Below are 22,312 nucleotides of genomic sequence, written 5' to 3'. Positions count from 1 at the left end.
CCGGAATGCACTGGTCAGTTTCGCCCGGAATGGGTGGTCAGCTTGCGCCGGAATGTGGTGGTCAAGTTCAACAGAATCTCCAATGATAATTGAAGGCAATAAAAGATCTTTGGGTAAAAGAGACTTAAAATTTGGGCTTCCAATTAGGCTCGATTTGTTAAAAATCCAAATAATAGCAATTCCTCCCAAAGACAAATTCCGGTTTAACTCACTAACCTTTGCGCTAGCAACAAAAAACTCTTCCCAGTAAGCTTTTAAACTTTTTTGATCTGCCATAATTAAAACTTAAGACCCACTACCTGATTCAGTATTGCCTCCTTTTCTACCCGGGCCAGTATCGTCATCGCCACTTGCTATTTGTGACGTTTTATTGAACGCACCACTACGCTTCTTATCATTGTAAGCTATAGCATGCTTATCTAATGCTATTGTAAGGAATCGAAGAACCCTCTCGTCCCTCCTAAGCTCAATTTCTAGTTGTTATCTGTAGCGATGTCATCCGGCTTGAAAAACCGGAAAGAATCGAGCACGTTTTCCTGTAGCTCACCCTGATTCCCTTTTACAGCCAGTAAATAGTCACTTTCCTTATCTACAATGGCATCGGCTATAGCATGCTGACATCCCATTGCATCAATGGATACCAGGCAATCCTTTATAAATAAGGATTTTAATAGATCAGGGATGGCCGTAATCTCATTCGATTTTTCATAAACCCGAAGCTGACCCAATACCAGCTCGTTTTTATCAGCCCATGCGCTAACCATATGAACGGGTGACTTTTTACCATTTTCCTTCGCCCCACGGATTGTTTTTCCATCAATGCTGATCAATTGATCGTGTGTGATCCCTTCTAAAGAACTTATCCAGTCCGTAAAACAGCTTTCGAAAGTCGCGGGATCCATATTTGCAAAAAAGCAGTTAATGGTATCATGCGAGGGTATTCCATTATCAAGCTTTAAGAAGCTTTTAAACCACGTTTCGTTAACTACCGCAAATTCTTCAATTTCATACCAGTCTTCGGCACCACACACCACAGCGGCAATCGTGATGGCAATAATGTCATGCTTTTTTTCCGATCTAAACGATGGTCTTTCATCGTGATAAAGTAAGTGGGAATTCGGGGCTTTTTATTCATATAAGTATCTGATTGTCAGATAAATATGTAAAATAAAATACTGAATACTAATAGATAATTGACTGAATATCAACTATTTATTCACTCTTTTTGCTATTCCAATGAAAGTTATTTTAATGCGTCTGCCCTGGCATTATGTTGGGGTATTTTGATTATTAGGCCTATACGCAATCGCAATAATAATTGATTTCAAAATCAAAAAAAATCGTCAAATTTCCGCGATGGTTTTAGAGCAAGGGCCGGCAGGGAATTAACAGATGATTTTCATGCATTGCCTTGAAATCAAAGCCCCTGGCCTTAACACTAAAACTGTTCTTAAAACTGCGGTACTATCCGAAGGTAATGCATAAATCCTGCCATTCATTCGTAACCGCCGGCAGAACCATATTCAGGACTGTAAAAGCCAAATTTTTCAAAGAATTCCCTTGCAGTAAAAATGGAATGCAGGGGGATAAATCCACGTTTAAAGGAATTTACGCCACATGTTTTCGCCTGCCATTTGCGTTTAATTTTATCGGCAGGAAGCACATAGATCAAACTTCCGTAAACAGCATCCGCGTGAGGCCGACGGTAAAAATTCCGGACACAGCCCGTCAATGCCAGCCCATTAACAAATTTTTGATGGTTTGATGCGAAAAAACGGTTGAAAAAAACATAAATTTGTACCTTATACACTAAGGTCCTGTAATTGTTTACACCGGCATATTCGTTTATTATTCTCACCTATAACGAGCAGCAACACCTGCCGCGTTTACTGGCCTCCATCGAGGGCTTAAATGCTCCTGTGTTTATATTGGATTCGGGTAGTGAGGATGACACTATCGCGATAGCGCAACAAGCCGGAGCAGTAATTTTACAACACGTGTTTGAAAATCATCCTAGACAATGGGACTTTGCCCTGAAAAACTTCGGCATAAAAACCCCCTGGATCATTTGTCTGGATGCCGACCAGGAAGTTACGCCGGAGCTCAAAGAGAAATTATTCCAGTTTAAAGATGAGGAACACCGCGATATCGACGGTATTTACTTTAACCGCAAAAACTTTTTTAAGGGTCATTGGATCAAACACGGTGGTTACTTCCCTTTTTACCTGCTCAAAATGATTCGCTACGGTGCAGGCTATTCCGATCTTAACGAAAATATGGATCATCGTTTCATCGTCCCCGGCAAAACCATCATTTGGAAAGATGGTCATATCCTGGAAGAAAATTTAAAAGAAAACCAAATTAGTTTCTGGATTGCTAAACACAACCGCTACAGCGATCTGCTGGCTCGTGAAGAAGTTGAGCGGATGCAACAACTACGCCTGCAAACACTCAGGCCCTCGCTTTTAGGTTCGCCTGACCAGCGTACCGCGTTCTTAAAAAATTTGTGGTGGCAATTACCAAGATACGTAAGGCCTTTACTTTATTTTACCTACCGGATAATTTTCCAGTTGGGTATTTTGGAAGGCCGTACCGGCCTGATATTCCATTTTTTACAAGGCTTTTGGTTCCGGCTTATGGTAGATATTAAAATTGATGAGATCCTGCAGGGCGAACAAAAAAAAGAGGATAAAAAACCGGCCGCTGCTTCTCCGTTCAGGTTTGTCTTTACATTCCTGTTTTTATTCTTGCTTTTCTATTATTTCAATATCTTGTTTTTTGGTATTACAAGTCCGGGTAAATTGTATGCTCCGTTTTTGGCGGATCACCTGAATTACATACGGGGATTACGCTGGCTTCTGTTATGTTGTAGTGCGCAAATATTAAATTGGATGGGCTTTACTGCCATATATAATGGCACCGAACTGCTGGTAGTTGGCAAAGGAACCATTGTATTGATTTATTCCTGCCTGGGACTTGGGCTGATGAGTTTTTTTGCTGCCTTTGTAATCGCCTATCCAAAAAAACTGAAACAAAAGGTCTTTTTTTTGATTGCAGGTATTTTAACGATCCAGATTTTAAACATAGCGCGTTTTGTGCTGTTGGCTTTGTTCTGGAATAAAAAAGCCAGCCAGATTATTGATCACCATATCGTTTTTAACATTATGTTATACGTTATTATCATGATAAGCTTGTATTTTTGGGTTACCAAAAACAGCCAGGCTTCTGCCGATCAACATGCTTAAAACCGATCTTTCCTCGTATAATAACCACCCTTTTCACCCCGGCGGGAATGCCATTAAAAGATTGGTTTGGTTTTATGTAAACGCCGCATTCTTTAAAACCAGCCTGATCCCTTCAAGCGGGTTTAAAGTATTTATACTGCGGATGTTTGGTGCCCGGATTGGTAAAAACGTAACCATTAAACCTTGTGTAAACATCAAATACCCCTGGTTTTTACAAATTGGCGATGAAACCTGGATTGGCGAAAACGTGTGGATTGATTGCCTGGTAATCATAACCATTGGCGCCAACGTATGCCTTTCCCAAGGTGCTGTTTTACTTACCGGCAGCCACAACTATAAAAACAGATCTTTCGACCTGATTACAAAAAGCGTCATTTTGGAGGATGGCGTTTGGATAGGAGCCGGCGCAACAGTAAACCACGGAATCACCGCCGGCAGCCATTCGGTACTCACCAGCGGATCAATTGCCACAAAAGACCTGCTGCCATACAGCATTTACCAGGGTAATCCGGCGATTAAAGTGCGCGAACGCGAGATTACCTCATAAAAAAAATATAAAACCAATGCAGGCACAAAAACCACAAACACACCAGATAATCTTATGCAGCTTATACCTGGCCGTGTTGCTGCTTGGGGCTTTGATCTTTATTGCGCCTGCCGCTGTTTTTCCTGATCCATCATGGGGTTTCCAGGTGTTGCAAAAAATGCAGGCGGGCGGCGCCTTTAATATCGCCGTAAAGCCCGATCAGGAAGATCTGAGTAAAAATTACAGCGAGTTTTTATCCTGGTGGTCGCCGGGGCAGTATTTGATCCCCTTTTTTTTAAAATCTGTTTTTGGTGTTAATACCGGACAGGCATCAGCATTAACCACCACCATTTGCGGTTTACTGGGGATAAGTGGTTGCTATGCTTTTTTCAAAAAAGCAGGTTTTACACCCGCATTGGCCACGGTAAGTGTGCTGGTTATAGCTTTTCAGCAGGCATTTATTGTGCCCTACGTTTTTTACAACGGCGGCGAAGTTTTACTTTTCGGCTTCGCCGGATGGTTCCTGTATGGCTGTATCAATATGGATAAAGCAGGGTGGAAACTTGCCCTATTCCTGTTATTTTCAGGCTGGATAGGCTTTTTCTGCAAATCATCATTTTTATGGGTTTACGGCGCGGCGTGTTTATACCTGTGGATCTGCTTATCTCAAAACCAGTTGAAAGCCATACACTGGATTAAAAACGGCGCATGGATAGCGACCCCGGCAATACTATCATTCGTGCTTATAGAGCTCCTTTACCTATCAAAAGGAGCAAACCCTGCCGGGCAAACAGCCGGCTTTTTGCTAAGCTGGCAATCGTTGGCATTCCCGTTGGCTTCGCCGCTGTTAGCCGGCTTCTCTGTCGACGATATTTTTCATGGTCTTGTCTTCCAAAGTAACGCAGCGATAGTCGGTTCAACCCGCGCTGCAATTATACTGCTGCTCTCTGCAGTAGTAAGTGTTTTTTTGGTGGTAAATGTGATCAGACATGTTCCCCACAAAAAATATAGCTTTCTGGTACTGGTTTTTTATGCCGTGTCCGTCCTGTTTTTTGGCTATAGCTTTTTACACCAGGCCAGCATCTCTTACGAGGCAAGACATTTCCGGGTAATCGGCCTGTTGATAACGCCGGGCATTGTTTATTTGGTAAGCCTTTGGAGACAGCCTTTCAGGATAATGTTTGGTGTAATATGCCTGTTGATAGCGGGCTTAAGCCTGAGGTATTTTATACCGAGTTATATTCATAACAAAAACATCAGCGCCAAAGGGACATCGGGCCTGGCGCAAATGTTTATTGATCAGCATTCTTTAGATGAGATCATCAGCCTGGATAAGAAAAATACAGGCGCTTTGTTTGTGTTTATCAGCCCGGATCTGGGCCTGGAGATCAATCATAACCGTTACATCACTTTAGACCCTATTGGCGCTGATGTTAAGATTGACTTTGACGATTACGTGCATTACGGTCATGCAGGCCCCGTCTTTATCCTGCTTCCCGCAAGTTACATGGGCCCAAAATCAAACATCATCCGTAAGTGCTTCCCTGGTTATAAGGGCTTTCACATGGATATGCTGAGTGATGGGTATGTACTGTACTCGGCTAAATAGCTGTTAAGACGGTTGGCGGGCTTCCTCACCGGTTTTCTTTACCATGTTTCCCATATATCTGGGGGTTTAAGTCCGGGTCATTATACATTTTAAATTGCCTGTAAACCTTAAAACTAAGCTCGCCCCTCTCCAAATCATCAAGGACTCCGGCTAAACAAGTGGCTAAATCTTTGATTTGCTCATTTAACAGCGCCACCTTTTTTTCACAGTTCAACCGATGTAAAGGGGAAGCATCGCCCCTTGCCGCCTCTTCTCTCATGTGATAGATCTTAAGGGCCATGATGGATAGCCGGTCGATCATCATCCCGGGAGTTTCGGAATGCAGCCGTCCTTTAGGATTAACTTTTTTGACATTTAAGAATTCCAGTATCCATTCATCAATCTTTTCAATACAATCATTTCTATTCTGGTTAAACAGGTCTATATTCCTTTTAGCCAAAACCATTGCTGAAGGCTCAATATCGATCGTGCGGGCAACATCCTCCTGATGCCACAACAGGTAATTCCAGTGATTATTTTCCTGGATCAGGCTCATTGGAAGGACTTCTTCGGATAAAATTAGCTGCACATGCCACTTACTTATTTGTTCAGCTTGGTTTCGCACTACTTGTTGTACATTGATCATCTCCCGAGGTGAACTTATTTCATGCATTTTGTTATATTCATTTACGCGCCGCTTCATCGGAACAACCCAACCACCAACCGGGGGCATTTATAGCAGCACAACCTAAGACCGGGTTTTAACGAAAAAAAACATTTATTCGTTTTTACTCATTTTCTGATCAGGTTTTGATAAAGATCAGAATATTTTTTAACCAGGTGCTCTTCGTTAAAATCCTGGGTGATGATACCAGGTGCAGCATTTCTGATCCTGACAAGATCATCCCTGTGTTCCACAGCGATATGGTTGATATGCCGGGCTACCGATGCCGGATTCGTATGACAAATCCAGCCAAGGTTATTGACGTTTACATAATCTTCCAGGCCAACGTCTTCACTGATCAATACCGCGGTACCAACAAAAAGGGTTTCAATGACCACGTTGCCAAAGTTCTCATCATAGGAAGGTAATATGAAAAGGTCATGCCCTTGCATGAGCTCGAATTTATTTTCGTTTTGAAAACCTATCCACTCGATTTTACCTGTCAACCCGGTTTCTCCCGCGAGTTCCTTTAAAGATGTTACATAATCAGCATCACCATCGCCAGCAACAGTGAGTTCGTATGGAACGTTGACAGCCTGCAGCGCCCTGATCAATAAGTCCAGTCCCTTTTTTTCTTCAATCCTGGAGAAAAATAATAATTTAAAAACAGCCGAAATCTCCCGGGGAATAAATACCCTTTCTTTGGGCAGTTTTACAAAATTTGGCAAAACAGCTATACTTTTAGGCTTAAACAAATCACTTAAGGCATCCGCTTCCCTTTTGGACGTAGCGTGGAGATGGCATTTTTGCAGCAGCGTTTTTCCCAGTAAATGGTGAATCAGCCATTTAACGCCGATATTTTTGTTTTGAAATGAATATGGACTCAAGGTGCCCCTGGCAGATAATAAAACCGGCACGTTATTTTTCAGGGCGATCAGGCATGAAAAAATCGAAACCAGGTTCCACCAGGTATGAATATGGACAATGTCAAAATTTTTAACCTCCCTGCGTAATTGCCGGAAAAGCGCAGGAGAATAATGGCTGTGATCCCCGGTTAGCCTCCGAAAATAGGTTACCGGAACACCATCCACTACAACCCGCTCGCCAGGAATAACCGGCAGTTCTTCTTTACCATTTGCGGTGCTCGCATAGACTTCGGTCTCTATACCCGCATTCACCAGGCGCTCAGCGAGCATAGATACGGACATCGTAGGTCCTCCATAAATAAAAGCCGGCTTATAGGCTGCACATACCTGTAAAATCTTCAAAGCTTCTCTACAATATTTTTCGACCTGAAAACCTTGAACATCACTAACATACTGACATAACTCCAAAAAACGGAATTGATCAGGAACTCAAAACTGAGGCCACGCCAGAAGATCTGGAATAACCCGGTAAATATCAGGGCAGTACCCAATGTATAACCTCCAAATAACTCCTCCGCCTTGAGCGATATATATTGCGCTAAAGCGCCATAAATGAACAAAGAAACAAAAATCCCGAAGACCCCTCCGGACAGGTAGGCGTCCACGATAAAAGCCGGCTTGGCAGACACCGTAGAGGCCCTGTTGACCACACCTGCGGCATAGACCCGCTCCATCACCAGGTCTTCTGTCGAAGGCTTCGAAGGCCAGAATATCCTGGGCAGGATGGCAATGGCGGACTGATTAACCAACCGCATTCCGTAATAATCAATGTTGGACGGCGTAGACTCAACGAATTCTGTGAACATATCAATTTCACTCAAACGAAAAACAAGAAAGCCCCAATTGGTGTCCCCTCCTTCCTGATGAAGCGCCGCGTCAAGCGCTATCTGGGATGCATCCTCGGTAGATTCGGCACCCGACCAGGCATTTTGACGAAACGAGCTGACATACGCCGGCAGAAAAGCAAATAATAGAATCAAAACAGGCCCAAAGGTGATTATCACTAATTTCTTGTAACTCGGATAAAGGAAAATACCCAGCACAAGGATACTGACGATAATCGGTTCTTTAAAACCGGAAATGAATGCCTGGTAAAAATTAAACAGATAAAGCGTTATACAAATAAGCGTATTCCAGATTTTCTTCTCCGGTATGGCAAAGGCGAGCGCAAGGGTTCCCGAAATAAAACTCAAAGAATTAAGCTGATAATAAAATTGTGATAATCCTGGAATGCGCAGCAAAATGATCGAGACCGAGAGACTGACCAGGGCCGTTGTCAATAACAGCCCAGACAATTTACCTGGCTTTACAAAGTATTTTTGTTTAACGGGATAATTCATGAACAACAGGATACCGGAAACAAATGATGCATGTCCAAGGCAGTAATAACGCTGGCACTGTGCTGCGACCCTTAATTTATTATCGTTTACCAGGAAATAATTGAGCTTTTGAAAATTATCGTAACCCAGCAAATTCATAAAATAAAAAATGGAGCTGCAGGCCATATAACCCGCAAAGATGATCTGTACCAGAAAAACCGGGCGCATGATTTGCGATGCCACAGGCATATCATCCGGTAAAGGCCGGATCCAGCCTGACAAGGTTAGGTAAAAGATCACGAAAGAGCCGAGCCACGCCGTGAAATAAGATAAAACAGGGTCAGAAATAAAAAGTAACGAAATAAGCCACGGCATAAAAAGCACGACAAATCTTTCAATGGGCGTTGTATTATGCATCCGGTGCTAACATTAAGTTGGTACTTTGTACGCTTATTTCAATTCTTGTCGATTTCATCTTCAATAGCTTTGACAATATTAAGAAAATTCCACTCAGCTATGATGGTTCTGGATATTTCCCCCATGGCCCCGAGCTGGCTTTTATCGTTAGTCAGGCTGTCCAGGCTGGCTGTCAGGCTGGCCTCGTCGCCCTCATCAAACACCAGGCCGTTGACACCCGGACGGATCAAATCTGCGGCGCAACCCACCTTATCCGATACTAAAACCGCTTTTCCGCAGGCCATTGCCTCATTGACGCTCAAGCCCCAGCTTTCACTTTTCGAGGGTAAACAAAACAAGTCGGCAGATTGATACAACACTGGCATGTAGGTCTGATTTTTAAACTCCATGAAATGTACCTTGTCCATATTACTACTTTCACGGGCCTTTTTTTTCAAATTATTTTCCAAAATCCCGTTGCCTGTCACCAGCAAATGAATATTCGGCTTATTAAGGCTCAGAAACGCAGACAATAACAGTTCGATATTTTTTACAGGTTCAAACTTTCCGGCAAACAAAATTAAAATATCCCCGTAGCCGACATTTAAGGCTGTTCGAAGAAGATCACATTCAGTCCCCCTCATTTCACTAAACCTATCGTTGTCAATCGCGTGAGGAGCAAAGCTCAGCTGAGCTTCTTTCAGCCCATATTTAATATAGTATTCCTTGTTGTTCTTTCCAACAAAAAAAGCGTGATCCACGTGTTGATAGACCCATCTCAACAAAAACGTTTTTAATATTTGCTTTAGACCTGAACCCTCCTTCAATAAATTGGAATCTCCACGAAAATAAACCTTCCGCTTATTTTTAAAATACCTCATTATTTTCAAATGGCTTTTGCACGCCCAACCGATGACCAGTATAGCATCAGGCGACCAGGACTCAATTATTTTGATCGCCGACGGATTATCAATGCCCTTAAAATGATGATAGCCCGGGTCTTTGGCAACATTATCCAACCAGGTTAGGTCGTACCCCTCTAAAAGCGGAACATCCCACCTGATGGCTTTATCAAAACCCTGGTCATGCCCATTTTCCACTTGCCTGCCTGCCGTGTAAAATACTTTTATTTTTATCCGGTCACGTGCCTGCAATAGCTTAAATATGGGCGCGTAATACTGGATCGGATGGGTAGTGACAATTGCAAGTTTCTTCATTGGTTATCGAGGACCCGGTTAAATAATAAAACCTGCCTGTTTGCCATGGCAGGGGCAGAAAAAATGCTGAAACTTTTTTCATCGTATTGGTTTACAGTGGGCTTTTCTGTTGCCCATTGCTCGAGGATTCGGTAAACTTCAAAAAAGCCGTCATCTGATTCACCGGGAAGGGTGAATATATGGCTGCAGGGTGAACATTGCCGCAGGATGCTCAACGTGCTGCTCCCCTTGTAAAAGATGGCAAGCAGTGGTTTTTTTGCCATAATATAAGGGAATAATTTAGAGGCTGTATATCCGGGACTGTCAGACCCGGGTAAGATAAGCCCGTCCGAGGCGAGTAACATGGCTATTGTTTCATAATAAGGCAAGCGGTCTGTTTGCTCGCTGACAAATTCGCTAACGCCCATTTTTTGGGCTATTGGAAGGATACTGGGAATCCCCGTGCCTGCAGGCGCATAACTGGTCCCCAGGAAGTGGAATCTTATTTTCGAAAATACTGCTTTATTTTTCAATAGTCCTTCCCGGAAGCCTTCAAAAAGCAGGCTTACCGCCTGTGCCATGTCGGCACCGCCCCGGCCGACATAAACATAGTTCAGGAATCGCTGATCAAGACGCCGTCTGGCAGCAGCCAGCAGCTGTTGGTTTTGCTGGACAATTTCGAAATCCTTTTCAAAGGCCCCGAAAGTGATGACCTCAGAAGGGACAGGTTCCAGCTCGGGATACCGCTGCTGAAGGATAGTTAAATAATCTTGTGAGACGCTGACTAATCCCCCCACCCTTTTCATGGTAATAGCTTCCATCCGGCGGTGTAGCCAATAAACAATACGATAATTCGGAGGCCGAGCTGCCTTCGGCTTGTCTTCATAGTAATCAGAATACCAGGGATCCTGCATATCAATAACATAAGGCACACCAAATTTCCGAAGCCAGTATGGGCCCAGCACACAAACCGGAAACTGTGTAGTTGAAAAATAAATCAGGTCAACATCACCTTTCTGAAGTATCTTATTCACGGCCCTTAAATAAAACCATAAGGAGCGGTAGCCCAGGCTACCGAAACCTATCTTCCTCGACCACTTCAGGGGAACAGCCCTGATTTTGTGGACTGTTTGGTCATCGGGCAATGATAACAGCAGGCGTTCGTCCTTAACCATATCCGAATAGGCCGGGTCAACGCAAACGACTTCCGCTTTCCAGCCCAAAGTGCTGAAATAAGGTAGGCTCATGCGCACACGTTGCATGTCGGCCGCATTGGAAGGCGGGAAATATGGAGAAATAATCAACACTTTTTTCATTTAAACCGCCTCCACCAGCGCTTATTTTTTAGTCTTTCTCTCGCCTCTGACCAATCACACACTTCGTCGACGATATCGTAAAACCCGTTTTGTGTATAGGGTAAATCGCCGTCCTCTATACAATTTATAATCTGCGGCAAATTATCAAAAAAGGATTTGGTCCGGTAAGGCGGATGAAGTGACCATAAACCCTTACCAGAACCCAGAAAATCAATTCTTGAAAAACTGTGTTCGTCCATATAGGCAGAAATAATATTTTCCGGCAAATCCGCATTAGGATGTCCGTTAAAGATCGCTCTGATCTGGTCACGAAAACCCGGTTTGCGAAGCTTCAATTTATATTGTTCAAAAACAGACCTGTTAATCATAAATATCCGGGTGCTCATGCCATTCAGCGAGTAACGGTATGGTGCTAATTTAGCCCTGACAGATTGCCTGATAAGTATATCTTCCGGATGAGGGGGGCCGGGCAGCGGAGATACGGTAAAGCAGCCATCGTGATTTTTTATACAATCTGCCGCTTCGCTCACCCAATGCTGACTACCGCCCCCTAAAAACATGTCCGCGTCCAAATGAAAAACCAACTGATTTGAGGCAAACATCAATCCAAAGAAGTAAGCATAAAAAGGCCCTCCCCTGCAATCCTTGTCGGGCATCGTATCGAGCCCAAAAAAATATCGGGCGACATCCTTTTTGGTATTAAGGCTATAATCCACACTGATCACGCGCACAAGTTTATTCGGTTGTATTTCCTGCCGCAAAAATTCAGCAAGCTTTTCTTTATAAGTCTCCCATCCGGCGCTGAACCGGCCTTTGCTGGGTTTTGATTCAACCACCAGCAGTATTTCATCAACCTGCGCTGACAATATCTTAAGCTGATGCTTTAATGTTTCACGCACGAGCAAATAATCGCTTGGTGCAAGGTTGATCTGTAAACTAACTTTATACAATGGATTTTTGAATGAGTGCTAACATGATTTGCGCCTGGCTTTCCCAGTTGTAGAAAAGCGAAGCTTTTTGCGTTTCCCGTTGCGCCTTACGCAAGGCTTGTTGGTCGTTGAGCCAGCTGTCCAGGTTTCGGATATCAGATGGCAGGGGTACCAGGGGCAGTAAAAAACCAGGCGTGAATTCTTCAAAAATCTCCTGCTGTCCGGCTGTCGCCGTAGCGATAACCGGCAAGCCGGCTTCTATATATTGAAAAAATTTATTGGTTATGGTATAGTTCCGGCTTGGGGGTGCAGGCAGTTCTAACGCAAGTCCTATGTCGAAATCTGCGATCCGCGCTGCCAGCTCCTTTTCCTTTACTAAAGGATGGAAAAACAACAAGTGCTGTTCAGGCATAAGTAGGCATAACCGTTCCCTGTAGCCGGCATCAACATTTCCCAGTAAATGCAATTCGTGACCGACGCTTAAATTCCCGGATAAGCGGATAAATTCTTCGATTCCTCTGCCCGGACCGATCGTTTGGGAAAACCAGAAAAGTTTCAGCGGGGCGTCAAATACTTTTTCCTCCGGCAACCCTCCGGAATCTTTCGGAAAGACATTGTAAACAACAGCAGGCAAGGCGCTTTCATAACGGCGGCATAACTGATCTGCCATAGCGTGGGAGGTTGTCGTGCAAAAAGCGCCATACCGGAGCGCGGAAAATTCTGCGCTGCGAAGTAACCGGAGGGGCCGCTTTGCCCTTGCTGCGGGCAGCAGGTCCTCCGAGTACCAGTCCTCCAGGTCGAATGCCACATTAAACCCTGCTTTCAATAGCCTGGAGCCCGTATAGGTCGCCAATTCCTGGTGACAAATATACAGGTCGGCCTTTACCGCTTTGCAACATCTGAAATATCTCAAAGCACCATAGCCGAGGGCCCAAAAACTTTGAACATTCAGACCGGATGCAAGCAATGCCCCCAATTTGAATACAGCACGGTCCGCAAACGAACTAAAATCTCTCCGCGTCAGATCGGCGACTGGTTTGATTTGGATACGGGGGTGATTATTGAAAACGGTACTGTCTTCCTGACTTAATTTCTGCGAGACCACCGTGTTCAGGATAACGACTTCGAATCCTGCCCCCGCTATGGCCAAAGCCTCTTTCATCGCACGGGGATTGCGGCAAAGATGAGACTGGGTAACTATACATATTTTACGGATTGTTCCTGCTGGCATGCTGCTGCTCATGCGCCCGCCTCCTTAAAAAGGCGTTCCATTATTTTTTGAAGTGACTGCGGTATGGACAGGGAAGTCAATGCCTTTTGCTGTCCGAGTTTCCGCAATGCCATCCTCCGGGACGCGGAACTTCCAATTTCCCTGCATTGCGCAGTTAACTCCTCAGCGTTGGTATAGGTTTCTATCTCTTTGCCCAATTCATAGAGGCCCTTAAGCCCTGGCGTATATTCCGTCAGGTAACAGGCTCCTATCATCGGTGCTTCTATATCCCTTAACCTGCTGTAAACTAAAGAAGTCCGGCCGAATTCCCGGTATATGGGTACCCTGTTAATGCCTAACACGATATTGCTGTTCCTTGTTAAACTGATATATTCTTCAAAATCTGGTTTAGCGAAAATATACTCGCCGGGAATAGCTGTTTTGTCGCTGAACGTAACACGATTCAGGTGATGAATCAGGAAGCCCTTAAAACCGGTTTTCGCAAGAAGCCTGAGTTGATTTTTCAGCTTCGGGCGATGCGGGACTAAGTTACCGGAAATTGGCATTTCAGCAGCGGGTGACCAGCCCTCGCCCCGGATTTGTATATCCAGTTTGCTTTCAATAACCTCCATCAGTAATCTCGCTCTAAGAACATCCTTTGATCCGATAAATGATATCTTTCCGTTCTCATTCACCGGCAGGTTTCGGTAAACGGGAGCTACCCACATCGGCATCGGCAAATGAATATGATTTATTTTTGCCCTCCTGTACATCTCCAGTGCTTCAAATTCCGGCACCCACATCAGGTCGAACACCTTAAATTCCGGTGGAGGAGTCGTAAATTCACGGACATTATCACAATAGAAATTAACGCACGGCACTCCAAGCGCCTTTATTTCGTTAATTGCGCTCATATCGACCTGTTTGGGATAAAGATAGCATAAGAACACATCAAAACTGGCCCTGTTTTCCTTGATAAATTTAACGGTGAGCTCCCATGCACGCACTTTCCATATACCGAGAGCTGGTTCATCCTCGTAGGGCACCAGGCCTGCTGCCCAATCGACGCCAGGAATTTCAAGCCAGTGCATTCCCGCTTCTTCAATTCCCTGCCTGATATAGTAGCTCCAGAAACGATAAGCGGGAACCGGGTGCGGCTGCACGGTCAGGTCCTGCTGGAACGATAATAGTATTCTCACAATTCGGTTATTTTCAGCTGCATGTCATCAAAAAAAATCATTGGGGAAGCAGATGCTTATCAATAAAAATACTGTTGATATGTGTATCGGCGTATAGCACATAATCGAGGCTGATTAACAGTTCCGCAATACGTCCGTCTTTTTTTCCGCTAAGATTATTGGAAAACTCAACCGTTTCAACACAAATTAAGCCAGGTCTTTGTTGCTTATAGTTTATAGATGCGAGAATCTGATAGTCCAGCCCCTCCACGTCAAGCGAAAGAATCAGTGTATGAGCTGAAAAATGTGACGCGATGATATCGTTGACAGAAACCAAGGGCACGGAGATCTTCTTGATTATTTTTCGCTGATGCTCGATTACCATTTTTTGGGCCTCTTCAAGTGAAAAAGTATTTAATACGGAATCGTCCATGACGTAGAAATCGGCTTTATCTGTATTTTCCAGTGCGACCCCTGCCTGAATCAGGGTATCCATTGGCCGGCACCGTCTGATTTTCCGGTGAAAGGATGGATCCGGTTCAACACAAACCCCCTGGTAACCCTTTAGGTATAACAGGTAAGTGTTATTCATGTCCCGGGGATCGTTCGTCCCGATGTCCAGGTATTTAACATCCTGAATGTTTAATGAATTGATCAGAAACAACAAGATAATATCTTCGCCGCATTGCGAAAAAGACAACTTAAGATTTGCCTTTAATAACTTATTAACTATTTTATTTGCCAAGAGCAGGGAATTCATTTTTTTACGTGATGTTTAAGATGTTTAATAATCCGCCAGCCGGCTAACCGGATCAGCAGACGGGTCAATCCGCCTGCAGGGTAGGCAAAATCTGCCCCTCCCAATGCTTTTATCTGCTGTTTTGCAAATATACGTTGTTGCTTTAGCCTGGGATAAACCTCGTAGATATAGGCCTGCCACAAATTGGCACAGGATCGCCGGACTTTTTCATTTTTTCCGTAAACTGTAATCGCATGTTCAAACGAAAGCTGCATCGACCTAAACAAAGACATATAAGCCTCGTCTGTCTTTTGTGACGAAAGGCCATTAACCCCCGACCTGTAATAATATAATGCAGAAGGGGCAGGAACGATCATTTTCGCGTGTAAAGCCACCCTTGTAAAAAATTCAAAATCATCATTTAAGGTCAATTGCTCATTCCAGGGGCCGGCCTGCTCAACTATTGATCTCGGCAGGAACAGCCTTCCCGGCGGCGTATTGTGCTGGGAATTATACCAATTGGTAATAATCCATTCCTCCAAGGTGTGAGGGGTACTCAGCGGTTCTTCACATAATTTAAAATCCAGCCCGGTGTCGGTGTAAAAGCGCCCCCATGCCGAAACAACGATACAATCGGGCCACTGAAGGGCTGTTTGCAGCTGGGTAGAAATGAAATCGGGGCCCACGATATCGTCCGCATCAAAAAAAACTATAAAATCACCGCTGCTATGCTCATAAGCCATATTCCTCGCCCCGGCCGCTCCCCGGTTAGGAATATCGAGCAGCCTGATACGGCTGTCCTTGATCGCGTTGGCTCTATCCACCGTATCGTCATCAGAACCATCATTGACGACTATGATCTCGATGTTTTGGTAACTTTGCGCACAGAGACATCTTAACGTGTCCGCAATGTATAATCCACAGTTATAGGCGGGGACACAAACTGATACCAGGGAATGCTTTAGAGGATAAATGCTCAATTGATAAAAATATAAAAACCTATGGAAAAGCTTTGCAACCAATCAGGCGGTAATCTGCAGACGCCAGCTTTCCAAAAAATAAAACGCTTTTGATTCATTCACGTAATGGTGAAGCGTCCCGGTTTGTGCGCGAACTTGTTCAGGTCCCGGCATTACGATATATTCATGGGGACTTGCGACGATTAAATCGGGGCTTTTTTCAAGGATCATTGCAGTGATCATTTGTTCCAGGTAGTATTGAGATCCGAATTTGTCCTCAAAATCAACAACCAGGTTTTCAATGGCACCGAAGTCTATCTGCCTGCTATCAATCCCATACATTCCTGAATTAATATTGTGAATAATGCCCCCGGGCCATATTTTCCGGATACTTTCCTCGCTATAACCATAGCTTCTGTGCACATCAAGGATGCAGAACGCTGTAATTTTGCCGGTTTTAAATTGTTCAATCCAATTAAGGAATGCCACCGGCTTTTTTAGAAACAGCATATCCGAGTCAAAAAAAGCAGATCCACCCGATTGATTTAAATGGGGGTAGATCAATTTTTTAAAAAGGGGAATTGCTGCTACTTTCTGGTTTAAGCGGGGAAATAACGTTTCAGGCAGGTATTTGCGCAACGCATCCTTGGTATCGCTGTATGATACCAGCTGAATTTGCGGAAAGCGTGCTTTTAATACAGATACGACTTCGTCGCTCAATGTACCATCGCTGTAAAAGTTAACCGAAAACTGCGCGGATTCTTCCGGAGTTAAAAATTTAAAAAAACTGTAAACACAGAATAAACTTTGATGAATAAACCGGTCACCTGTCAACAGATTAATTTTGAATTCACCTGCAGGATGGAAGTTACTTTTGATTGTTAAAGCCTCCAGTGCATACTTTTTCATTTCCGCTTCGGCAGCCAACATCTTCTGATATTTTTTTTTTCCCCCGAATTTTTCAACAACCGCCCGTTGACTCTTAGGCTGATAATAAAATTTGTATAATAATTTTCCTATTAAAGACATACAGTATTGAGTAACTTTTGCAATGTTAATGCTGCAACAACCAAACTTTTCGCCATCTCATTATTTTAATAATTGATCCGTTTTATTTCTTAAGTTCATAAATGGGCGCTCTATCCAGATATAACTCAAAAAACCGGCAATCGCAGAAAAAAACAACGCCATGGAGATAAATGCCAGGACATGGAGCTTGTTACCGAAAATATGGAACAACAGTTGCTGTATTGGGAAGCTATAAATATACATGCCGTACGAGACGTCGTATTTAATTTTAAATTCGAACAACTGGAACAAATTGATCAGGACAAGCGCGATCAGAAAAGGCGATACAAGATTAAATCCGCCAAACCTGATCAGTATTAATGTAAACAGCAGCAAAAACAGCGTACCTTTTTTATCAGGCGTTACAAAATCCCGAAAAAGATAAATTACTGAACCTGCAAGATAGGAGGCATAGAGTTTTAATGCCGGCGAGAGCGTCAGCAAAGTTGGCCCAAAGCTCTTCGAGAAATTAACATTGATCGCAAAATAAGCGAATACAATCATTGAAATAAGCAGGTACAGGAATTTGTTCCTTTTAAAAAGCCCGAAAAGCCCGGCCGATAACGTAAAACAATAACATTGCATTTCCGGGAATAAACTCCATAGACTGCCATTGAGAGATTCTTGGTATGCCGCGTGATCGAGCAACGATTTGATACTCCATTGGTTAATCTTTAAAAAGAAATTTTGCTTTATAAAATTCAGCGCTCCTCCCGGTCCGAAAAAATCGAAAGCCGACCATGACCTGCCCGTTGAGATGAAAATCAGGGGCGAAATTAAAAATGCGGCGACGATAAGGCAAACCCAAAAACCCGGAAAAATCCGAAGCAGCCGATGGCTTGCAAAGATGAACACGTTACCTGACCGCTCAAAACTCGCCGTAATGAGGTAACCACTTAGAGCAAAAAAAACCATTACGCCCAGATCCGCAAAATTTATCTGCCCTTTCGAGAAAACGTAAAGGGGATCCTTCAAATCATATCCCCCTATTAAGAGACTGTGTTCCAATACAACCATCGCTGCCAACAGTATCCGAAGGAGATCAAATCCGTTTTTTGCCTTCGTCATTGGCTATCCCCCGTGTTAACCTTCCTTTTTACATAGTTACTTTTTGCCAAACCTTCAAATGTCCCGCAAGCCCCCCGCCATCGGATGTAACTAACTTCGTCCTTCCATGATTTATAGGTAAACCAGGCCTTCATCTTTCTGAAGGGAACTGTCCAGTTGTCGATCAGCGGCCAGGGGTTGATCTGATGACGTTCAAGTAACTGAATCCAGGACTTGTTGGTGTTATTGATCAGCCTGGCTATGTAATGCACCTTTGTTCTCGCTTCAGGGATGATGTGCAACAGCTGCAGATCAGGAAAATAACCAACTTGCAGGTTATTTTTCAGAACGTGGAGAACAATGTCATTATCGCCGCCGGAGCTCAGGGAGTCCCCCTTTCTGTCGGAGATCAGGCTGCCTCCAGACATTACACCGGCTACGTAAGGCGCGATTGCACTTCTCTTTACCGCCATTCCCGCACCTACGGGGGCGCAGGACGGATAAGTTTGATCCCAGTCACTCAGTATAATTTCGTCGCCCAGATCCCTTAGCGCGAGGTTGCCATAAAACCCACGGAGCCAGGCTGGCTCAGGCCCCTCAAAAATGGGAAAGGACTTTCCCCCGACCGCCCCCAGGTTAGAAAAAACTTCGAATATATTTAAGGTTTTTTCGAGATAATCCGGAGCGAGTAAATTGTCATCATCCACAAAGACAATGATATCACCGGTAGATTCTGTGCAGCCCCTGATCCTGGCAAATGTTAACCCGGGTCTTTCTTCTCTGACAATACGCGAAGAATGCTGCCAGGCGGTAGTAATTTGCCCTGAAAAGTCGTTCGGCGAATGATTATCTATGATAACCAGTTCCCACGATGAGATCGGTAAAGTCTGGTTTTTTAATGCGTCAAGAGTCCGACGTAGCCGACCAATGTCAGGATTGTAGGTCGGTATAATTACTGATAGCTTAATCATTATACAATTTATCGACAAAAGGTGTCACTTTCGGTTCTTTCAATTCTCCCAATATAATTTCCACTATTCTTTCAGCGGTGATCATTTTCATACATTTCCGGTCAAACTCACATGTATTGTGCAGCCAGCAGGGGGAACAGGATATATCGCTGTAAATATTGTTAAAACAACTATAACCTGACTGTGCTGGATTTTCGCGTCCACCGTATATAATCACTGCCCTGCAATCGACCGCTCTCGCAAGGTGCATCATAAAGCCCACATGGGTAACCAGCAGCAACGCGTTATGCAGGATAGCCGCACTTTCCCGAATGGTGGTTTTCCCACGTAAATCCCGGACATTTTTAAGCGCGGCATCTCCTTTTGTCCCTAATTGAACAAATTGATATCTCGGTGATAACCGGTCGACGATCTGCTGATATCGTTCATGTAGCCATTCTTTGTTGGCCATCGGCACTTTTGCTCCACTGGTAGATGTCACAATGACAATGACTTGCGATGACAGCCGCCCCGCTGTCACCTCCGACGGGGAAAGATGGAATACCGGTTTATTCTCAATTTCGCCCTTCAGGGGAATACAATCCGCCATTTTGAGTACAATATGCTTTTCCGGGATCAGATCCCGGTCAATATCCTTTTGGTACACGGTATATACCGGATGAATAACCTTAACCCGGAAAAGGCGGATTAACGACGAAGATAGGGTTGCCTGAAACGGCAACACCAATTTGACATCATTATTATTTATAAATAACTCATAGTGGTCGCATTTGACCCAGATATTCCTGGCACCCCGCCCCGACAGCGCTTTACACAGCGTGGTCAACAGCAGATTATCACCAAGCGAATCGCCGAAGTATAAAATATGGCTGGGCACACCATATCGGCAAAATCTGCCTAAGGTGCGTATGGTGGTACTTAAAAAACTACTGCTAAACATTTAAGTCAGTAAAGGACGCCTTACTGTCCGCTTTAACATATTATAAAAAACTTTAATCCGGAAGTTCAAGGTGGCCTTTTTTACGAAAAATACATAAAAAAGGAGGTTCCGCCAGGCCAAAGCGAGATTTTTTTTTGTCCCCGCCAGGTGATAACAACAATAAACTGAATCGGAAAGGCACTTATCGGGATCGGCAATCCTGTCCAGAGCCTTGTTGCATTTTAGTAAACGATAATGACCGCAAAAAAACTTGTAGTCAAAGTTTACCGAACTAAACCCACTTTCCCCATAATATGCTATATCCCTGTTGATATATCTTATCCGGTAACTATCGTTCAAAAAGACTTTGAGCGTAAAATCATAATCGGCCGCAACTGGAAACTTCAGGTCATATTTACCGAAATCATCAAAAAGCGAATGACGGTAGAACACGCTCTGGTGGTGAATCCCTTTGGATAATACTTTATCTTCCGTATTGTAAACATACCTGGTCGTACCCGAAATACCCACTACATTTCCATAGATCAGGTCGGCCTTTTCCCTTTCTAGCACGTCCTTGACCTCTTCCAATACTCCCGCATCACAGAAGCTATCGTCACTTCCCATAAAATAGAGCCATTCGCCGGACGCCCAGTCAACTCCCCTGTTCATTGCATCGTAAATTCCATGGTCAGGGCTGGAATGAACGATGACAGGCTGCTTTTTATTGTTTTTTACAAAATCAGCCACAATATCGAGGGTGTTGTCCGTTGAAGCACCGTCCATAAAAACAACTTCAAAATTACGGCAACGCTGTAAAGAAACACTTTCAAGCAATTGCGGTAGCTTGGAAGAGGCGTTAAACAGGGGAATAATGATCGAAAAAAAAGGTTTCATATTACTTAGTGCAGTCTCCCCGCTTCGCCGGGCGCGCTGACTCTGTAAGGCATAAAATCATAGCAATAACAAACAGCTGTTAAAGCACCCAGCGAAGGCGTATGACGGCCGCGCCCAGTTTTACAGGAACCAAAGACGAAATAGGATAAGTAATCTCGTTTTGCCCGGCCAAATACCACCTTAGTGGATGTGACATGATTCGCCGGCTCCTGCCTGGCACGCTGTGACTGTTATTCCATTTGAGCCGGTTGAAGTGATTCATGAAACTAAGCATGCCTTGGAACGCGTCACCGGAAACTACCGGTCTAAACAGAACCCCTGCTGACAGGTCAACTATAGAGCTGAGACCAGTCGCAACAGCAGGCGCCACTTTCGATATGCATTTGTCTTTTTTCGCAAGCGGTTCATGTGTGGTTAAGGATTGCCGGCATGATCATTTGCTTTCGTTCGGATATAAATATCACCAAAACAGGTTTGATTAAATTGTTCTGAAAAAATGTGTTGTTTCATGTCTGCAGCGGGCAGCCAATCTTTAAGCGCCCAAACGAGGTCTTCACCAATGCTGTAATTACATTCGATATGGTTATTGTATTTTTCTATCTGGGCGATACACAACACTGCACGGCCGGGTTGTTCCGGCACCGTATATTCAAAGCTGATCATGTTGACGGGCCGGGTTAAGCCTTTTAAAACCTCCAGTTCATATCCTTCAACGTCAATTTTAATAAATGAAGGATGCCCAAAGCTTTTTATAATATTATCGACCGTTGTCATTTCAACGGACACCGATTTGTCCCATTTTTTATTTTTAAAGCGGCTTGTTTTCTTTACGGCACTGATCCAGTCGTCAGAAAAAGAGGAAATAGTAGAATCATCTGACAAATGAAATACTTTAACCGCCTCAGCTTCACCCAGGCCTTTTTTAACAAGTGAGATCTTGTTTCCGAATTTTTTATCGAGGTATTTATAACAACTTTCCTGGGGTTCCACAGCTACTACCGAGGCACCGATTTCCAGCAACGGTGTGATGCGGTTTCCCATATTTGCACCAACATCAAAACAAATATCTCCTTTGTTGACAAAGGATGCGTAAAAGTTGGATTTTCGCTCGATCTCCCGGGCTTCCGCTCTGCGCTGTACCAATGAGGGAAACGATTCTCTGAACCGTGCGGTTAAATGAGGGCCAAACACCCGCTTCAAAAAAGTCTTCATGCTGAAA

The 22,312-nt window shown here is 44.0% G+C and carries 21 protein-coding genes and 1 pseudogene; 3 read left to right on the top strand and 19 right to left on the bottom strand.

The window, feature by feature from the left end:
* The 3 genes and pseudogenes from QWZ17_RS26530 to QWZ17_RS26520 all read right to left on the bottom strand — a co-directional run.
* Positions 1-276: hypothetical protein (locus QWZ17_RS26530; RefSeq protein WP_290308362.1), on the bottom strand; the 276-nt coding region annotated here is incomplete at its 3' end.
* A gap of 9 nt (positions 277-285) precedes the next feature.
* Positions 286-480 (bottom strand): annotated as a pseudogene (locus QWZ17_RS26525) (hypothetical protein); the annotation flags it as partial.
* Entirely contained in the window at positions 474-1,055 is a 582-nt protein-coding gene (locus tag QWZ17_RS26520; RefSeq protein WP_290308364.1) for an ISAs1 family transposase, read from the bottom strand. The gene QWZ17_RS26520 and the pseudogene QWZ17_RS26525, both read right to left, overlap by 7 nt.
* A gap of 768 nt (positions 1,056-1,823) precedes the next feature.
* Between QWZ17_RS26520 and xrtY the strand changes: the two genes are divergently transcribed.
* Genes xrtY through QWZ17_RS26505 form a run of 3 tightly spaced genes read left to right on the top strand, consistent with a single transcriptional unit; the run spans position 1,824 to position 5,380 of the window.
* Complete coding sequence (xrtY, locus tag QWZ17_RS26515; RefSeq protein WP_290308361.1) at positions 1,824-3,245, top strand: exosortase Y; 1,422 nt, start codon at positions 1,824-1,826, stop codon at positions 3,243-3,245.
* Positions 3,238-3,792: a WcaF family extracellular polysaccharide biosynthesis acetyltransferase gene (locus QWZ17_RS26510; RefSeq protein WP_290308360.1), complete on the top strand. Its 555-nt coding sequence runs from the start codon at positions 3,238-3,240 to the stop codon at positions 3,790-3,792. The genes xrtY and QWZ17_RS26510 overlap by 8 nt, the downstream gene beginning before the upstream one ends.
* Before the next feature lie 16 nt (positions 3,793-3,808).
* On the top strand, positions 3,809-5,380 hold the full coding sequence (locus tag QWZ17_RS26505) for a hypothetical protein (protein WP_290308359.1): 1,572 nt from the start codon (positions 3,809-3,811) through the stop codon (positions 5,378-5,380).
* A gap of 25 nt (positions 5,381-5,405) precedes the next feature.
* Here QWZ17_RS26505 and QWZ17_RS26500 read toward each other — a convergent pair whose 3' ends face one another.
* From QWZ17_RS26500 to QWZ17_RS26425, 16 genes are all read right to left on the bottom strand, one after another.
* A complete protein-coding gene (locus tag QWZ17_RS26500; protein ID WP_290308358.1) occupies positions 5,406-6,032 on the bottom strand; it encodes a DUF4254 domain-containing protein in 627 nt (208 codons plus the stop codon).
* Positions 6,033-6,151: 119 nt separating this feature from the next.
* Entirely contained in the window at positions 6,152-7,357 is a 1,206-nt protein-coding gene (locus QWZ17_RS26495; RefSeq protein WP_290308357.1) for an XrtY-associated glycosyltransferase XYAG1, read from the bottom strand.
* A complete protein-coding gene (locus QWZ17_RS26490; RefSeq protein ID WP_290308356.1) occupies positions 7,288-8,685 on the bottom strand; it encodes an exosortase Y-associated Wzy-like protein in 1,398 nt (465 codons plus the stop codon). The genes QWZ17_RS26495 and QWZ17_RS26490 overlap by 70 nt, the downstream gene beginning before the upstream one ends.
* A 38-nt stretch (positions 8,686-8,723) precedes the next feature.
* Positions 8,724-9,881, bottom strand: coding sequence for a glycosyltransferase family 4 protein (locus QWZ17_RS26485; protein WP_290308355.1), 1,158 nt, complete (start codon positions 9,879-9,881; stop codon positions 8,724-8,726).
* Positions 9,878-11,176: a glycosyltransferase family protein gene (locus QWZ17_RS26480; protein WP_290308354.1), complete on the bottom strand. Its 1,299-nt coding sequence runs from the start codon at positions 11,174-11,176 to the stop codon at positions 9,878-9,880. The genes QWZ17_RS26485 and QWZ17_RS26480 overlap by 4 nt, the downstream gene beginning before the upstream one ends.
* A complete protein-coding gene (locus QWZ17_RS26475) occupies positions 11,173-12,126 on the bottom strand; it encodes a hypothetical protein (RefSeq protein ID WP_290308353.1) in 954 nt (317 codons plus the stop codon). The genes QWZ17_RS26480 and QWZ17_RS26475 overlap by 4 nt, the downstream gene beginning before the upstream one ends.
* Complete coding sequence (locus tag QWZ17_RS26470; RefSeq protein ID WP_290308352.1) at positions 12,119-13,348, bottom strand: glycosyltransferase family protein; 1,230 nt, start codon at positions 13,346-13,348, stop codon at positions 12,119-12,121. Before QWZ17_RS26470 ends, QWZ17_RS26475 begins: the two co-directional genes overlap by 8 nt.
* On the bottom strand, positions 13,345-14,514 hold the full coding sequence (locus tag QWZ17_RS26465; RefSeq protein ID WP_290308351.1) for a glycosyltransferase family protein: 1,170 nt from the start codon (positions 14,512-14,514) through the stop codon (positions 13,345-13,347). The genes QWZ17_RS26470 and QWZ17_RS26465 overlap by 4 nt, the downstream gene beginning before the upstream one ends.
* Positions 14,515-14,551: 37 nt before the next feature.
* Positions 14,552-15,253 (bottom strand): FkbM family methyltransferase, encoded by a 702-nt coding sequence (locus QWZ17_RS26460; protein ID WP_290308350.1) that lies wholly within the window; start codon positions 15,251-15,253, stop codon positions 14,552-14,554.
* Positions 15,250-16,212 (bottom strand): glycosyltransferase family 2 protein, encoded by a 963-nt coding sequence (locus QWZ17_RS26455; RefSeq protein ID WP_290308349.1) that lies wholly within the window; start codon positions 16,210-16,212, stop codon positions 15,250-15,252. Before QWZ17_RS26455 ends, QWZ17_RS26460 begins: the two co-directional genes overlap by 4 nt.
* A 42-nt stretch (positions 16,213-16,254) precedes the next feature.
* Entirely contained in the window at positions 16,255-17,121 is an 867-nt protein-coding gene (locus tag QWZ17_RS26450; protein ID WP_290308348.1) for a hypothetical protein, read from the bottom strand.
* A 159-nt stretch (positions 17,122-17,280) separates the two neighbouring features.
* Positions 17,281-18,327, bottom strand: coding sequence for an acyltransferase family protein (locus tag QWZ17_RS26445; protein ID WP_290308347.1), 1,047 nt, complete (start codon positions 18,325-18,327; stop codon positions 17,281-17,283).
* Positions 18,324-19,277, bottom strand: coding sequence for a glycosyltransferase (locus tag QWZ17_RS26440; protein ID WP_290308346.1), 954 nt, complete (start codon positions 19,275-19,277; stop codon positions 18,324-18,326). The genes QWZ17_RS26445 and QWZ17_RS26440 overlap by 4 nt, the downstream gene beginning before the upstream one ends.
* Positions 19,270-20,217, bottom strand: a complete 948-nt coding sequence (locus tag QWZ17_RS26435) for a glycosyltransferase family 9 protein (RefSeq protein ID WP_290308345.1) — start codon at positions 20,215-20,217, stop codon at positions 19,270-19,272. The genes QWZ17_RS26440 and QWZ17_RS26435 overlap by 8 nt, the downstream gene beginning before the upstream one ends.
* The gene (locus tag QWZ17_RS26430; protein WP_290308344.1) at positions 20,218-21,093 is read right to left on the bottom strand and encodes a glycosyltransferase family 2 protein; all 876 of its coding nucleotides are present in this window, start codon (positions 21,091-21,093) and stop codon (positions 20,218-20,220) included.
* A gap of 414 nt (positions 21,094-21,507) precedes the next feature.
* Positions 21,508-22,305 carry an FkbM family methyltransferase gene (locus QWZ17_RS26425; RefSeq protein ID WP_290308343.1) on the bottom strand — a complete coding sequence of 266 codons (798 nt, stop codon included), beginning with the start codon at positions 22,303-22,305 and terminating at the stop codon, positions 21,508-21,510.
* Positions 22,306-22,312 lie beyond the last annotated feature (7 nt).

The sequence above is a fragment of the Mucilaginibacter flavus genome, from assembly GCF_030409315.1.
Lineage (GTDB): Bacteria > Bacteroidota > Bacteroidia > Sphingobacteriales > Sphingobacteriaceae > Mucilaginibacter > Mucilaginibacter flavus.
The sequence above is the reverse complement of the archived record's forward strand: the minus strand, read 5'-3'. Positions and strand labels throughout refer to the sequence as shown.